Raw genomic sequence first — 15046 nt, 5'->3', positions numbered from 1 at the left:
CCATGAAAAAACAGGTTCACGGCAAGACGCGTGTCCTGTACGCGCGCCTGCTGGTTTTTGTCCGACCCTTCTGGCCGGTGTTGTTGCTTGGCGTTGTCGCCAACGTTCTCTATTCCGGTATCGATGCGGGCTTTACGTGGCTGATGCGCCCGTTTCTCGACAAGGGGTTTATCAACATTGATCTCGACTTTGTGCGCAAAATCCCGCTGATTGTACTGGCCGGAATTACCCTCAGGGGGCTTGTAAGCGCACTTGGCAGTTATTGCATGACCTGGGTGGCGCGGCGCGTGGTACAGGTACTGCGGGAGCGCGTGTTTGCGCATGTCGTGCGTCTGCCGGCCAGCTATTATGACAACGCCACTTCCGGCCAGATGCTCTCGCGCATTCTCTATGACGTGGAACAGGTCGCGCAGGTGAGTGCGGACGCCCTCACGGATTTTGTGCAGAACAGCTGCCTCGTGATTGGCCTCCTTACCGTGATGATGCTCCTTTGCTGGCAATTGTCGCTGATGTTTCTCCTGACCATTCCTTTTATCGGTCTCATCGTCAACTACACTAACCGGCGGGTGCGCCGGATCAGCCATCGGGTACAGAAAACCATGGGGCAGGTGACGGAAATCGCATCGGAAGCCATCGAAAGCTATCGCGTGCTGCGGATATTCGGCGGCATTCGCTACGAAATCGCCAAATTTAACCGCGCCACGACGGATTCGCGCCGTAATGACATGAAAGTCGCGATGACCAAAGTGCTGAACGTTGCCGGCGTGCAGTTTGTGATAGCACTCGGGATTGCACTGATTATTCTCGCGGCCATTCAATTATCTTCCGTGATTACGATAACCGCAGGTTCTTTTCTCGCAATTATTGCGGCCATGCTCCAGCTTATCAAACCAATGAAAACGCTGACCACCCTCAATGCCACTATTCAGCGCGGGCTTGCGGGAGCGGAGAGCGTGTTTACGCTGCTGGATACGCCGCCTGAGTCTCTGGACGGAGTGCCCTTTGCCGGTCGTGCGCGCGGTGATATCGCCTTTGAGAACGTGAGTTTTGCCTACGCGGGAAATAAAACGGTATTAAAGGATGTCAGTTTTCGCATTGGTGCCGGAGAGACTGTCGCCGTAGTCGGGCATTCGGGCAGTGGTAAAACGACACTTGCAAGCCTGCTTCCGCGCTTTTATGAGCTTGAATCGGGGCGCATTACGCTGGATGGCCAGCCCATACATACGCTGACTTTAAGCAGCCTGCGCGCACAGATGGCGATGGTCAATCAACAGGTTACCCTGTTTAACGACACACTCGCCAACAACATTGCGTATGGTCATTTTGAGGCTACTGCAGACGCTGTTGAGCGTGCCGCGCGCCTCGCCGGTGCGCATGAGTTCATTGAGCGCATGCCAGAAGGCTATCAGACACTGGTGGGGGAGAACGGCGTACTGCTTTCGGGCGGCCAGCGTCAGCGCATAGCGATTGCCCGTGCCATCCTCAAAGACGCACCGGTGCTGATTCTCGATGAAGCCACCTCCGCGCTTGACAGCGAATCTGAGCGTTACATTCAGGAGGCGCTTGAACAGGTGATGAAAAACCGCACCACTCTGGTGATTGCCCATCGTCTTTCGACCATTATGCGAGCCGACCGGATTGTCGTGCTGTATCGCGGGCGGGTCGTGGAGCAGGGCACACATGAATCGCTGCTTGCCTTAAACGGACATTATGCCAAACTTTGCCGTGCCGGGGCGCACGCTGAGATTACGGACTCTCTCACAGGCGAACTGCTGAATGAAGCCCTCCCTGGTTGATGCCCTCTGGTATACCCGTCATCCCGCGCGCTGGTTACTGTGGCCGTTCTCGCTCGTCTATCGAATGATTGTGTGTGCGCGCAGAGCTTTTTTGTGCCGATTTCGGCAAACCGTGTTTCCCCTGCCCGTCATTGTAGTCGGCAACCTCACGGTTGGCGGGGCCGGTAAAACGCCTCTGGTGGCAGCCCTTGCGCGTTATTTCAGTGAACGTGGTTTTAAGGTTGGCATTGTCAGTCGCGGCTATGGCGCGAACCCCCCCGCGTTTCCGCATCGGGTATTGCCGGAGGATACAGCGGCTGTCAGCGGCGATGAGCCGCTGCTGCTCGCGCAAAAAACCGGCTGTCCGGTAGTGATTGACCCGCAGCGGGTGCGCGCGGTTGAATACCTTTTAAAAACGGAGCGTGTAAACCTTGTGCTTTCTGACGATGGCCTGCAACACTATGCACTGGGACGAACGCTTGAAATCGCCGTCATTGACGGGCAGCGCGGCCCTGGCAATGGCATGTGCCTGCCTGCCGGCCCGCTCAGAGAGCCTGCAGGTCGGCTTCGAAGCGTGGATATGGTGGTGGTAAACGGCGGGGTGAGGCCTGGGGCTTATACCATGACGCTCGAGGCCCGGGATGTACGCCGCTTAACCGATAATGTCAGCATGCCAGTCAATGCGCTCTCACAACCGGTGGCAGCCGTTGCGGGTACTGGCAATCCCGGACGTTTTTTTGAGACACTAAGCGCGCTTGGCATTGCGCATCACCCGTACCCTTTTCCCGATCACCACCCCTTTGAGGCGCGGGATTTGGCGTTTTCAGAGCCAACGGTTCTGATGACGGAGAAAGATGCGGTAAAATGCCAGCCATTTGCAACGGAAACCATGTATTGTCTGCCGGTGGAGGCCACACTTTCACCGGATTTTTGGGAGGCGCTTTGTCGCGCCCTGAGGATTAATTGAGATGCGAATACTCCGATTATTATTGGTTTGCGGGTTCCTCTGGAGTACGGCAGCGGCTGCTGCTGTGGGGGAGTCGCAGCTCGCCCCCGTTCCAGCAGCACAGGCACAACCCGGACTGATGGACAATCTCCATGCCAGTGTACTGTTTTCAGGCCTTGTGACCAGTGAAGACGGTGAGCGTTACGGGTATTATTTTCGCATGCGCCGCAATCTTGGGCGCTTTTGGGCGACAGCGCTCGTGGTACGTGCAAAAAACAATAAGGTTATTCTTTTCGAAGACGCTGAAGCCATTCTTGAAGACGGCAGCAAAGCCAGCTGGCGCGTAGGGCGTGCTTTCGTGCGCTATAATCCCATCAACGACAGCTGGATTTTTGGCGTTAAGCCCGAAGGTCGCGCCGGCTTTAATTTTCGGGTCGATATGCTGAAGCCAGGTACCAATACCCGCGAAACACATGCACTGCATAAAGGCATTACACTTGAAATTACTCAAACCAGCCGGGTGAATGGACACCTGCAGACTACAGATGGAGAGGTTTTTGTTACGGCACCGCACGCCTGGTTTCGTCAGGTTGTTTTGAAAGAGCAGATGGCGCTTGACAGCACTCTCATGGGGCTTTTTTGCCGTTTTTCAGACGGTTCCGGTTTTTATGCTGCGCGTCTTCCTGAAAAATCCGCCTTGCGCGGTGCGGTTGCCGGTTGGCGCGATGCAAGTGGTCAGTCGCAGGAAATGTCGCAGTTTGTGCAGGTGCACAAGGGCGAGGATGGCGTTTGGAAAGTCATGCTGAGTGCTCCTAAGCGAGAGCTGTCTTTTGTCAATGCGCTCCTGCCGCCCCCAGAGTCCGGTTTTGTGCGCCAGCCCGAGCTGGTTGCTGGTTTCTTTGACTACCAGAACACAACAGGCTTTTGCGCCTTCAGTGAAGACTTTATCGGTGGACAGCGGTTTTTTCCGGCACTTGCCACACAAGAAAAGCCGCAAGCAGCAGTGCTGATGGCAGGATAAGCAGGGCGGTTTGATACTCGGCAATCCCTGGATTGAGTGCGTCCTGTGTTTGCACATCCAGCAGCCAGCCAATGAACGGTTGAATCAATGGCGCCGTGAGCATCGCGAAGGTGTTGGTGAAGCCTGTACAGGCGGAGCGTGCATGTGCCGGCACCAGTTCGTTACCGATGGCAAAAGCAAGCATATAGCCCCCACAAAAAAGTCCAATGGCAAAGAGCAGGGCGCCGGTCAGCAGCAGATTATCGGTGGGCAGGTATAAAAGCAGCAGGATAAGCAGGGCTGTGAGGAGGCAGGACGCAGTCAGAAGCGGTCGGCGTTTGGGCAGGTGCGTTGCGAGATAGCCAAAGAGCGGGCAGCTTGCCGCGGCGCCTAAAAAAATCAGCGCATCAAGTGCGCCGGCGATTTGCAAAGTGCAGTTCAGCTTTATCGTAAGAAAAGGCACGGCCCAGAGGGCGGCAAACACAGTAATAACGGAAAACCCAAGCCCTGCGAAGAGGCCATTGGCGAGCACGCGCCGGTCTTGAAGGAGCTTAAGCGTTTGCGTGACAATCGGAGGGCTTTTCAGAAACACCGGTGTTCGTGAAGGCAGATATCGCCAGCAGAGCAGGGCTATCACGAGCCCGAGTCCCCCGGCCGCATCCATGAGGCTTCGCCAGCCAAAGCGGTGGGTCAGGTGGCCGAGAAAGAGCATGCCGAGTACCGTCATGGTGAAGCTTAAGGTTTCCGCAAGACCAATCAGGAGCGCAAAGCGTTTCAGCGGAAAATTTGAGCGAATCAGATGCGAAACGCCAACAAAAGCAAAGGCAGAACCGGTACCGATAATTAAACGCCCGACAAAGAGTGCTGACAGGCTGTGGCCGTTTGCAAAGATAAAACAGCCGATGGCACACAGGCCAGCATTGAACGCCAGCAGGTTACGCGTACTTTTTCGGTCAAAAAGCAGGCCTACGGGTATCTGCAGACTGGTATAAACGTAGTAGAATGCGCTACTGAGAAGTCCGGCGCTGAAAGCGCTCAGCTTCAGCTCAGGAATAATGGCGCTGACCACTACGCCAAACGAGAGCTGTAAAAAAAACTGAAAGAGCACAAACGACACACCAACGCCCAGAATGTTAATCGGCGAGGGCGCGGTTTTCGAAAAAGCTGCAGTAAAAGAGCGGTTCATGGATTGAGGTTGAGTGCAAAAAAGCCGAAACTATAAAACAAACCCGTGGGGATAGCCAGCAGAATGAAGGTTAAGGAAACATGACACGCCTCTCATGTGTATTAATGACACTCTGCGTACTTGCAGGCTACGCGCAGGCTGGAGGAGTGCCGAAGCTGCTGCAGACGGCGATGCAGCAGGTGGTGGAGCGCTATCTTCAGGAAAGTGGCCAGGCTGAACATGTTACCGGAGTGGCGGCATCCGTATGGGTTCCGCACCCCAATGCCCCTGAGATTCTCAGTGTCTATCGGGGGCGCACCGGGTATGAACCTTTTGGGCACGATGTCTCAAAGGATACGCTTTTTGAAATTGGCAGTATTACCAAGTCCTTTACGGCCGCTCTTCTTTTACAGCTTCAGAGCGAGGGGGTGCTGTCGCTCGATGACCCGCTCGGCAAATGGCTGCCCCAGTATACCCGCTGGCGCGATGTGCGCATTCGAGAGCTTCTCAATATGACCAGCGGTATTCCGGGCTACACGCAGAATGAAGATTTTTTCAAGCTGGTTGCGCAAAATCTGCAGGCAGACTGGACGGACGAAGAGCTCGTTTCCTATGCCGTGGCGCCAAAGAATCAGCCTGCTCCCGTGCGCGGTCAGTTTGACTACTCCAACACCAACTATGTTCTGGCGGCCCTTGTCGTGGAAGCGGCAACGCATGATGCATTTTCGCACCAGCTGCAAACGCGCCTCCTTGATAAATTTTTAAGTGATACCTTTTATCCTGCCGGTAAGGCGTGGCAGGAGGTGCAGGATGCCATTCTCCCACGCAAAGCACGCGGCTATTATTTTGATGAGGCCAACAAGCGCGCTGTCGATATTACAGAAAACAACCTTTCCTGGGCATCGGGCGCCGGGGCACTGGTCTCGACTACGGATGATGTATTGCGCTGGGTGCACACCCTTTTTCATGCGGAATTTGTACCGGAGTCTTCGCGCCCGCGGGTGCTGCGCGAGCTTTTGGATGTAGTATCGATGCAAAGTGGTGCGAAAATCCCGCGTGTTGAGCCTGAAGACCCTTATGCTTTTGGGCTTGGGGTAGGGTACGTGTACGATGCGGGCAAGGCACACCGTTATTTTGTGTACGAGGGAGGAACCCTTGGCTTTCGCATGATGTACGTGTTTGACCCCTGCAACGAAGTGGCAACTGCTGTGGCCTTGAACAGTAAAACCGCGGCGAATGGTGATGAGGGCGATAATATCTACCAGCTCAACATGGCGCTTTATGACGCGGTACTGACAGCGAACCCACAACTGCAGTGCCATAAAGCGCCACCGCCCTGCGCACTTTTGGAGGTAGGGCATGACCAGTCCTGTTGAAGTGCGCGATTTACGCGTGAGTTTTGCGGGCAGTCCTCCGGTCAATGTGCTGCAAGAAGCCGAACTCACCCTGAATCCTGGCGAAACCGTGGCCCTTCTTGGTGAATCTGGTTCCGGCAAGTCGATGACATCTCTTGCTCTGATGCGCCTTTTGCCCGAGGGGGCCGCTTTTGGGGAAACGAGTGAAGTATGGCTTGGGGATGTGAACCTCCTGAACCTTCAGGAGCGCGTGATGCGCCGTTTCAGGGGGCGGCGCATTGCCATGGTGTTTCAGGAGCCGATGACAGCACTTAATCCCGTGAAGACCATTGGTGAGCAGCTTGCAGAATCCTTGTACCTGCACACCTCGCTCAGCCCAAAAGAGGTACAGGCGCGCATGCTGGAGCTGATGCTGGCGGTAGAAATGCCGAATCCCGCCGAGCGGCTTCGCCATTACCCGCACCAGCTTTCAGGCGGACAGAAGCAGCGGGTTGTCATTGCGATGGCACTGGCCTGTAATCCTGATATTCTGGTCGCCGATGAACCGACTACCGCGCTGGATGTGACGCTGCAGGCGCAGATTCTTGCACTGTTAAAGCGGTTGCAGCAGCGTTTTGGCATGAGCATGCTGCTCGTGACGCACGACCTTGGGGTGGTGAAGGCGGTGGCTGACAGGGTGTATGTGCTGTATGCCGGTGAAATTGTCGAAGTGGCTCCTGCAGTCCGTTATTTTCAGGCGCCTCACCACCCGTATTCCCGCCAGCTTATGGCGTCTCTGCCCGGGCTTCAAAACCGCGCCCACTGGCTTGCGGCTATTCCCGGGAGCGTTCCGGCGGCCGATGCGCGACCTTCGGGCTGTGCATTTCATCCACGCTGCGCGTATGTGAGGGCGTGCTGTAAAACGGATGTGCCGGCATTGCAGGTGTTAACGCCCGGTGTCGCTGTCAGGTGTCACTGGTACCCGGATCCTGGTGCGCTGCCTGAAGTATCAGGCGTGTCATCACCACTGCCCGCGAGGTCCGGTTCGTTTGAGGAAGTGCTCTCGGTGCGTGACATGGTGGTGGAGTACCGTGTGCGCCGAGGACAGGTGTTTCGTGCAGTCGACGGGGTGTCGCTTGAGCTTAAGCGTGGTGAGACGCTGGCGCTCGTTGGCGAGTCGGGCTGTGGCAAAACGACTTTAAGCCGCGCGCTTTTAGGACTGCTGCCGATGCACGCGGGCTCCATCCGCTTTGAAGGCCGCGAGATTTCGCCGCATTCTAAAAAAGACATGCGCGCCTTTCGCCGTGAGGTACAGGTGATTTTTCAAGACCCTTTCGGTTCTATGAATCCGCGCATGACTATTGCCGATATTCTTGCCGAGGGGTTACGTGCAGAGGGGATGAAAGCCCGTGCGATAGACGCGCGTCTCCCGGTACTGCTCGATGCGGTTAACCTGCCTAAAAGTGCACTGACACGCTACCCGCATCAATTCTCAGGCGGTCAGCGCCAGCGTATCTGCATCGCCCGTGCACTCGCAACCGACCCCAGCGTGCTGATTTGTGACGAGCCAACGAGCGCGCTTGACATGTCGGTGCAGGCGCAAATCCTGAACCTTATTAAAACGCTGCAGCAGGAAACCGGCATTGCCTGTCTGTTCATTACGCACAACATGGCCGTCGTTTCATGGCTTGCTGACAGGGTAATGGTGATGCAGCAGGGGCGCATTGTTGAGGCCAACGATGCGCTCACCCTGCTGCAACACCCGCAACACCCCTACACCCGCGAGCTGCTCGCGGCGGTGCCGGGGGTTTAGCCGTTCATTCCTAATCTGGGGCCAGTTGAATCGGTTAAAGAGTCGTCCTCATCATCCGAGTCCGTAAAACCTACACCTGCGCCAGTATCTTCTTTGGGAAGATCAAATTGAACCCTTTTAGTTGACTTTTGAGGTGAATCACCTTTTCTTAATATGCCTTTAACTGGTTTTGGCGCCGCACCAGCTCCTGTGTCGTTCCCGCGCAGGCGGGAATCCATCTCTGCGCCTGCCCCTGCACCTTGAGCATTTTTCGGATTAAGGGCACTATTTCCATGCCCCTTATCCATTGCTTTCAGCATCATTGCTTCCGAGCCTTGTTGCCCCCGCTCCGCCTCTTGCAGCCGTGCTTTTTCTTCTTTTTCGTTGATTAAGACTTTCACCGCACCAGCAATACAGATGCCGCCAGCGACAATGCCGCATACTCCAAGGATAGTGGGCACGATGCCCGCGGTGAAGACGCCCGCAAGGGCGACCAGTGCAACGGCGGCTACCCCTGCTGCAATGGTGAGCGGCAGAGAAAATTTGTTGCGCTCGAAGAAAGAAGGGGCGGGAGCACGGGCCGGAGCTGTTCGTGGGCTGTTATCTCCAGTTTGAACGTTCAGACGAAAACCTGAAGAACTCGCCTTTGCGGCAGGCGGAGGACTTTTAAAGGCAAGCTTACCTATCCGCTCCGCAAGGCTTTCCTCATCCGATGGACGACTCTGAGCCGCTTCGGATGATTCTGGATTGATGCGTGTGGCAAAATCGGGAGCCCTTTTTCTAAACTCCACACCTTTCTGACCCTCTCCCTGTAATTCGCCAATATCTGATGAAGGTTCACCTGTGTCAGTAAAAACTCTAAATTCATGAAGAAGCTTGCTCACGTGCCCTGAATCCAGTCTTTGCATAAAGTCGTCACGTGCTGCCTGCGTACTTTCTGTTAATGTTAGCTCTACGCCCTCGGAGGAGGGGGGCAGAGTGGCCGCGATTTCAGGTGAGCACAGGAATTCAACTTCACGTTCTTCAGGTTTTGCCAGAGTATTGCGAATAATAGAGGCGGTCCAGTGTGGTGTGCCTTGCACGTGCTGGATGGTCATACCACATGGCACCCCATTATCATCGATATAGGCAAACGAGAATTTTGAAATTTCTCTGGTCTCTTGTTGGACTCCCGGATTCTGAAGGGATATCCATACTGGCAGAAAGTTGGAAAAATGACCCGCATCAAGGTCTCCCTGATTATAGCGAAGACCATCTTCCACTGAGGCACCCTCGACCCATGTCTCTAAGCGCGATAGGTAAGCTTCAGCAGGATTAGCCGGGCTATCTACATAAGTCATTCGGCTGATATCGCGGGCGATATCCTCGGGTCTGTCTTTCTGATATCCAATATTAAGGAAATTAGAGACCTCGGTGTAGTTTCCCCGGATACGCAGGGGCTTGCCGTTTAGTGCGGCTCGCTGTGCTTGAGCGCTGCTATAAACGCGTCTGCCATGATCATTGCTAAGGATACTGCCGGGAAATTGCTCTTGAATTTTTTCTTCGAAATACAGGGTTTTGGTTTCTCCTGAACTTGAGTTTTTAGTAGCATCGAACCTCGCATGTGCCTCAATATTTACAGCGCGACCGGTAAATAAGTCATGCATGTTTTCATAAAGTTCACGACTCCTTAAAAAGCCTCGAAACTGCTGACTGGCTTTGTGCAGTTCCGTCAAATGACCTGGATCTGGATAACACTCCCGCCCTCTTCGGGTTGAAATTGTCTCGGAAACCATACAAAACACCTCCCGCTCATTGGCAGGAGCTCGACAATTTCTAATCACACTCGCATAAAAAATCTCGGGATTATTTTTTTGATAAACTACACTCACCCCGCACAGTGTTTTTGTGTCATCGAGGTAAACAAAAGAGAATTGTTCCAGCGTTTGTCCATCAGGGTTTTTGAGTAGACCTTCTTCGTTGATGTTACTCATTACGAGCTCATGGATAAACGCATCATTCCAAATACTGCTATTAATTTCACCCTGCATATAAGGTATTGCTGCATCGTTTTCAGTATTTGGTTCCCAAGAGACCAAAGGCAGAAGATATTCTTCGAGAGAGCTTCCATCAGTCAGCAAATAACGTGTGCGCGGAAGATCAGTCCACATCTTTGACCAGTTTACAGCATCATCTTTTTTCAACCTGCTCTGCACTAAACCAGGCATCATTACCTGATTTAACACTTCGGTATATTTGCCCTGATAAACGCTGACTTTGTTGCCTGGCATCTCTCCCCCTCGAACCCCTGAAGGTTCATCAGGCCGATTGGGCCTGTATTAATAATGTTTCTCATTTTTACTATACGCTCTCATTATTAAGCGAAGATTATGCCTTTTTGCTTGTTGCGTGAAATATGAACTAATTAGTTTGATCGTGCTATAGTGGCGGTTTAAAATACAGAACGAGAAAACACATGAAAATTTTTCACGCCTTGACGCTTACTCTCCTGCCAGCCATCACACAGGCGGCCATCTGTTCAATGCCCATTGAGGTGAATAAAGCCCTTGTGAGGGAAATTGCCGCGATGGCGCGTGGTTCTGAGAATGCGCAGATGCTGCAAGAGCGGCTTGGGCCTGCGTGCGCGTGTGTGCCCCTCACACCCACGCCCTCTGACACGTGGATGTGCCAGTGGAAAGGGGATTTGTCGAGTAACCGGCTGATAAATACGCTTAACATTACCTTTGAAGCCGGTATGCTGGCGCAGGTGGTGGGGGTTGATAAGGAGGGTGAATTTATTCACGCGCCCTGATAAGTGGCTAAAGGTGTTCTATGCTTTAGAAGGACACCTTCAGGGAGCACAATATGGAACATACGAAACCCGAGAACCGCAATGTTTCGCAGGATGAACTTCGGCATGAAAAAAACCGCGAAGCACATCCCGGTAAAAAAGCGCCAAAGCCCAATAAAACACATTCATCCGGTAAAAAATGAGTGTAGAAGCCCGGCATCGGGTGCCGGGCTTCGCTTCGTTCAGCCCAGCATACATTTAAGTTGTTGTTTTAATGGTAAAATTTGTAGCCTGCGCTGATAAGCGCGGGAGGGATGTTTGATAAAACATCCGGCTAACGGTGATATCGGATGCCAGGCTTCGCTTCGCTCAACCCAGCCTACATTTAAATTGTTGTTTTAATGGTAAAATTTTGTAGCGGGAGGGATGTTTGATAAAACATCCGGCTAACGGTGATATCGGATGCCAGGCTTCGCTTCGCTCAACCCAGCCTACATTTAAATTGTTGTTTTAATGGTAAAATTTGTAGCCTGCGCTGATAACCTCAAGCGGCTTTTTTGCAAAAGCAAACCAATAAAAACTAAAAGCCGCTGGTGCAAACTATTTTTTATCCCGCATAAAAACAAAACACTTAATCGTCTGTTAATCTTACTGCCATACAATCAAATTATTACACATTCAATGCCCTTTTAAAGTGTACTATATTTAAACTTAGGCGTGCGAGGAGACAGACATGGCATTTGTCAAAAGAAGACTTGATAAAAAAATTATAGAAAACTTTGGCCTCAGCGGTGGTACGTACGACGTATTCAGCTTAGGTGGGGAGAGCTGTCTCAACGAGTTAACTGAAAATGAAAGCATTGCAGTAATTATAAAAAATGAACGGGATGACAAAGCGAAGCGCGCCATGATAGCCTGGGCTTCAGCCCTGGCCGCACGCCAGCAGCGCCAGCAACCTCTATACAGCAGGCAAGACAATGATTCCGACGATGACACGCCCAACCAAAATCCGTTCTTAATCGACTCCACGCCTATACAAAACACCGCTGAAGAGTTGCAGAAAGTTGCACGCCTGATGAAGAAAAAAAGCATTACACTGGATAAGCTCAAGGAGTTCGCATCCTCTGGACAATCGATTGAACGTGCAGAAGCTTATTCAGAGGTCTTAAAAGGATATGAAAAACATGGCCATAAAGTGCCACCTGAAATTTTACAAAGAGAAGATTCTGCCGAAAACGATGAAACACTCTCGGTTAAACTGGAAAATCTCGCTACTGTGTTGAACAGCCTTGAGTCACGCGGCCTCGGTCAGCGCGCGCAAATGTCAGGCAAGCGCGTGAAGGTCTTGAATGCCAACCTTGATAAGCTTGATGAGCCGGGCAAGGGTGCCGCTTTGGCGAAGGTGATAAAGCTTTATTCTGACAACGGTTTATCTTTAAGCGATGAACTTCCCGAATCGACTGAGCAAGTTAACGTCTCTCGGCTCAGTGATTTAATGGGTAAGAGCACTGATGAGCTCGAAGCCATACACTCCGTCCTCAAAACACTGCCCAGCGGTTCTACAAATGCAGTTGGCAGTTCCTTAGACCGTCTAATTCATAACATGGACTTCAAGTCGATGGAAAAGACGATTAGAGATTCTGCAGGCACACTTGCTGAAAGAGTTTCTCAAGAGGGTATTCGTGGATATGTCGATAACCCCAATTTTAGTGCCTTTGACAGATATCAGCCTGAGGGTGGCGAGCGGGCAGAAGATAACGATGCCGCAGCGTCCTATTCTAAAGGCGTTCTTCTTGCCAAAACTATCGATTACTTAAAGACTATTCCGGCAGGCATCAGCAACACGACTCTTACAGAAAACAATATGCGAGGTTTGATTAAAAACCCGCTCGGCGCGCTTGTAATAGTTGAACAGTTACATAAGTACAACAAGTTGAATGCAAAAAATGCGAATGCGTTTCTGGAGTTACTGAGTGAAGAAGAGCCTATAACACCCGAGCACTGTAAAAGCCTTCTTGATTGCATGCGTGCAATGGCAAATCAGGACAAGGCGTTTTATTTCACGAAACACTTCGAACGCCTCGCGAAACTTGATGCAGAGCAGGTTAAAAATGCCGCAACCCTTTTTGAGGCTGCCGGGAGTGCGCTTGATAGAACAACTACAAGTGCTTTATTAGATTATATTGAACAGAACAAAAATGTTGAAGAATCAGACGTTGAAGCATCAGACGTTGAAGCATCAGACGTTGAAACATTGGCAGCCATTATTAAGAAGCTTGTAGAAAACGACATTCCTCTGCATAGCCTGCAGGGCGTTAAATCTTCATTTAAAAGGCAAAACTTCCTCGAAAAATTAACGGGAATAAGTTCTGCTGAAAATGGAGCGTCAAAGCTTGAAACCGTGAACCAGTTGCTCGATGCGATGAAGCCTGGCCGCATCAGTAACCATCGAGTTGACATGCTGTTGGAAGCGGTATCAAACAGCAATATAACTGACCCCATGGAGGTGGCTGCAATCAAGGCCATTTTAGAGGAATGCGAGAGTCAGAAAGCCCCCTTGACGAAACATAATCTGTTAAAAAACCTCCTTGGAGAGAATCGCGAAGAGGTAATTGCGCTTTATCTTGGGGAGGATTGGAAAAACACTCTTCAACAATCGCAAGAGCCTCATGACGCTGCACGAGCTATTCTGGCTGGTCGGCTAAAAGATGCTGCGTCTCTGGAAGCCATTGGTGAGCTTTACGACTCAGTACAGAAGATTGAGGACGAAGAGTTACGTGATGCCAAAATGGATGTTCTTAAAATGGCCGTAAACACGGCAAACCTCGCTGATGACCCGAGTATTCTTGGACGGCTTAAAAAAACCTTTAGCGATTTGCTCGCTCGAATCACGCCGGATTTCCTTGGCGTGGAAGGGCCAAAAGTGCATATTCGGGATGCGGTAGAGGCCGTAAAAACGGTTGAAGACAAAGAGAAAGTCGAAGACGCATTGAGAACTCCCGGTGCGGGAAGCGATATCAAGCTGTTTAGGAAAAGTCTGCAGGCAGGAAGACAATCTGCAGAACCTGTAACAGAGTCGGGCGCGAAGGTTAATGAGAGAGCCAGTAGTAGCTCATTACGCGCTGGCGGTAACAGCGATTCAGATTAAGCCTCATGACATGATAACGCGCGCCTCTCTCGCGCGTTATCACTATTTAAAAACTCACTTCATCCCTAAAATACACTGTATTAAGGGGTCTACCCCATCCTCACACACTTCACCAAAATCATGGCGCACTGTGTGTGCCTTTCTAAGCGTTAGAAACGCGTCTTTCTTGTCCTTTGCCGCTTTTAAAGCCCGTGTTTCCGGGAGCGGGTCGTAGAGTGCGAGGGCGCAGGTTGCCCAGTCGGTTTTTAATGGAAGTGCTGAAGTCTTCGATTTTATCGAGGGCATTTCGACCGGTGCAAGCCCAAAATAGCGGTGCAGGCGTGCGCTTGCAAACCATACGGCATTATTTTTTCCCTCGATGCTGTGCCCCGCGATGTGCGGGGTGCAAAGTGTCGCAAACGCAACTGTCTCGGCATGGATATCGGGCTCGTGGTGCCAGACATCCGTGCAGTAGAGGAGCCTGGTCTTAAGGAGTGCCGCTTCATCCACCAGCTCGCCGCGCGCGGCATTAAGCAGTATGGCGCCCTGCTTCAGGCGTTTTAGCCTGTCGGCGTTTAAAAGCCCGCGCGTGGGGAAGGGGGGGGAATCATGCAGGTCGGCGTGCAGGCAGATAAGGTCGCACTCGGAGAGCACGTCCATGTCTGCACTGTTAAAATCCGGTTCCCGCACGGCACGTGGCGGGTCGATGGCATGAACCTCGAGGTTCAGTGCGCGAAGGCGCGCCTCCACCCGCGTGCCGACTTCTCCCATCCCAATCACCCCCGCAGTTTTAGGATGCACGCTTAAACGTTGCGCAAGGTGCGCGAGACACGCTACCACATAATCGGCTACCGCCACCGCATTGCAGCCTTTTGCGTCAATAAGGATAATACCGTGTGCGGCAAGTGCATCCTTGTCGATGTGGCTCGTGCCACTGCTGGCTGTCGCCAGTGCGCTCAGGCTCGCGCCTTTTAACAGTGTTTCATCGACCTCAAGGGTCGAGCGACACAGCAGCGCATCAGCGTGCGCAAGCTGTTCTTTAAGTTCGTGCAGGCTCTGGTAGCGTATGAGACTAAAGGGGGGCGGGAAAGCCGCCTCCAGTGCCGGGAGGCTCGCGTCGACCAGCAGACGCGGCAT

General features: G+C 52.4%; 11 protein-coding genes. 8 read left to right on the top strand and 3 right to left on the bottom strand.

All coding sequences use genetic code 11. The features are described from left to right. Positions 1-2 precede the first annotated feature (2 nt). The 3 genes from msbA to E4T54_RS02640 are packed head-to-tail and all read left to right on the top strand — an operon-like array spanning position 3 to position 3742. Positions 3-1796 (top strand): lipid A export permease/ATP-binding protein MsbA, encoded by a 1794-nt coding sequence (gene msbA / locus E4T54_RS02650; RefSeq protein WP_081776793.1) that lies wholly within the window; start codon positions 3-5, stop codon positions 1794-1796. Further along, on the top strand, positions 1777-2742 hold the full coding sequence (lpxK, locus tag E4T54_RS02645) for a tetraacyldisaccharide 4'-kinase (RefSeq protein ID WP_028387009.1): 966 nt from the start codon (positions 1777-1779) through the stop codon (positions 2740-2742). Before msbA ends, lpxK begins: the two co-directional genes overlap by 20 nt. Position 2743: 1 nt before the next feature. Next, on the top strand, positions 2744-3742 hold the full coding sequence (locus tag E4T54_RS02640) for a hypothetical protein (protein ID WP_131793712.1): 999 nt from the start codon (positions 2744-2746) through the stop codon (positions 3740-3742). Here the strand turns inward: E4T54_RS02640 and E4T54_RS02635 are convergent. Further along, entirely contained in the window at positions 3666-4907 is a 1242-nt protein-coding gene (locus tag E4T54_RS02635) for an MFS transporter (protein ID WP_081776794.1), read from the bottom strand. The two genes, E4T54_RS02640 and E4T54_RS02635, sit on opposite strands and share 77 nt — an antisense overlap. 80 nt (positions 4908-4987) lie before the next feature. On the opposite strand from E4T54_RS02635, the gene E4T54_RS02630 reads away from it, so the two are divergent. Together E4T54_RS02630 and E4T54_RS02625 are read left to right on the top strand one after the other, a co-directional pair. Then, a complete protein-coding gene (locus E4T54_RS02630; protein ID WP_081776795.1) occupies positions 4988-6262 on the top strand; it encodes a serine hydrolase domain-containing protein in 1275 nt (424 codons plus the stop codon). Next, positions 6246-8033 carry an ABC transporter ATP-binding protein gene (locus E4T54_RS02625; protein ID WP_028387011.1) on the top strand — a complete coding sequence of 596 codons (1788 nt, stop codon included), beginning with the start codon at positions 6246-6248 and terminating at the stop codon, positions 8031-8033. Before E4T54_RS02630 ends, E4T54_RS02625 begins: the two co-directional genes overlap by 17 nt. Here the strand turns inward: E4T54_RS02625 and E4T54_RS02620 are convergent. Further along, complete coding sequence (locus E4T54_RS02620; protein WP_028387012.1) at positions 8030-10282, bottom strand: hypothetical protein; 2253 nt, start codon at positions 10280-10282, stop codon at positions 8030-8032. The two genes, E4T54_RS02625 and E4T54_RS02620, sit on opposite strands and share 4 nt — an antisense overlap. A 185-nt stretch (positions 10283-10467) precedes the next feature. Between E4T54_RS02620 and E4T54_RS02615 the strand changes: the two genes are divergently transcribed. The 3 genes from E4T54_RS02615 to E4T54_RS02610 all read left to right on the top strand — a co-directional run bounded on the left by E4T54_RS02615 (position 10468) and on the right by E4T54_RS02610 (position 13930). Further along, a complete protein-coding gene (locus E4T54_RS02615) occupies positions 10468-10803 on the top strand; it encodes a hypothetical protein (RefSeq protein WP_028387013.1) in 336 nt (111 codons plus the stop codon). 53 nt (positions 10804-10856) lie between these two features. Further along, the gene (locus E4T54_RS12135; RefSeq protein WP_274518484.1) at positions 10857-10985 is read left to right on the top strand and encodes a hypothetical protein; all 129 of its coding nucleotides are present in this window, start codon (positions 10857-10859) and stop codon (positions 10983-10985) included. Between the two features lie 530 nt (positions 10986-11515). After that, complete coding sequence (locus tag E4T54_RS02610; RefSeq protein WP_028387014.1) at positions 11516-13930, top strand: hypothetical protein; 2415 nt, start codon at positions 11516-11518, stop codon at positions 13928-13930. Positions 13931-13984: 54 nt separating this feature from the next. Here E4T54_RS02610 and E4T54_RS02605 read toward each other — a convergent pair whose 3' ends face one another. After that, entirely contained in the window at positions 13985-15046 is a 1062-nt protein-coding gene (locus E4T54_RS02605; protein ID WP_028387015.1) for a 4-phosphoerythronate dehydrogenase, read from the bottom strand.

It is taken from the genome of Legionella geestiana (assembly GCF_004571195.1).
In the GTDB taxonomy this organism is placed as follows: Bacteria; Pseudomonadota; Gammaproteobacteria; order Legionellales; family Legionellaceae; genus Legionella_B; species Legionella_B geestiana.
Note: the sequence above shows the minus strand (reverse complement) of the source record. Positions and strands in the feature narration are given on the sequence as shown.

What these genes read in the sequence shown, in the direction of transcription:
- msbA (WP_081776793.1), top strand. Translation starts at nt 3, where the DNA reads ATGAAAAAACAGGTTCACGGCAAGACGCGTGTCCTGTACGCGCGCCTG.
- lpxK (WP_028387009.1), top strand. Translation starts at nt 1,777, where the DNA reads ATGAAGCCCTCCCTGGTTGATGCCCTCTGGTATACCCGTCATCCCGCG.
- E4T54_RS02640 (WP_131793712.1), top strand. Translation starts at nt 2,744, where the DNA reads ATGCGAATACTCCGATTATTATTGGTTTGCGGGTTCCTCTGGAGTACG.
- E4T54_RS02635 (WP_081776794.1), bottom strand. Translation starts at nt 4,907, where the DNA reads ATGAACCGCTCTTTTACTGCAGCTTTTTCGAAAACCGCGCCCTCGCCG.
- E4T54_RS02630 (WP_081776795.1), top strand. Translation starts at nt 4,988, where the DNA reads ATGACACGCCTCTCATGTGTATTAATGACACTCTGCGTACTTGCAGGC.
- E4T54_RS02625 (WP_028387011.1), top strand. Translation starts at nt 6,246, where the DNA reads ATGACCAGTCCTGTTGAAGTGCGCGATTTACGCGTGAGTTTTGCGGGC.
- E4T54_RS02620 (WP_028387012.1), bottom strand. Translation starts at nt 10,282, where the DNA reads ATGCCAGGCAACAAAGTCAGCGTTTATCAGGGCAAATATACCGAAGTG.
- E4T54_RS02615 (WP_028387013.1), top strand. Translation starts at nt 10,468, where the DNA reads ATGAAAATTTTTCACGCCTTGACGCTTACTCTCCTGCCAGCCATCACA.
- E4T54_RS12135 (WP_274518484.1), top strand. Translation starts at nt 10,857, where the DNA reads ATGGAACATACGAAACCCGAGAACCGCAATGTTTCGCAGGATGAACTT.
- E4T54_RS02610 (WP_028387014.1), top strand. Translation starts at nt 11,516, where the DNA reads ATGGCATTTGTCAAAAGAAGACTTGATAAAAAAATTATAGAAAACTTT.
- E4T54_RS02605 (WP_028387015.1), bottom strand. Translation starts at nt 15,046, where the DNA reads ATGCCGCGTCTGCTGGTCGACGCGAGCCTCCCGGCACTGGAGGCGGCT.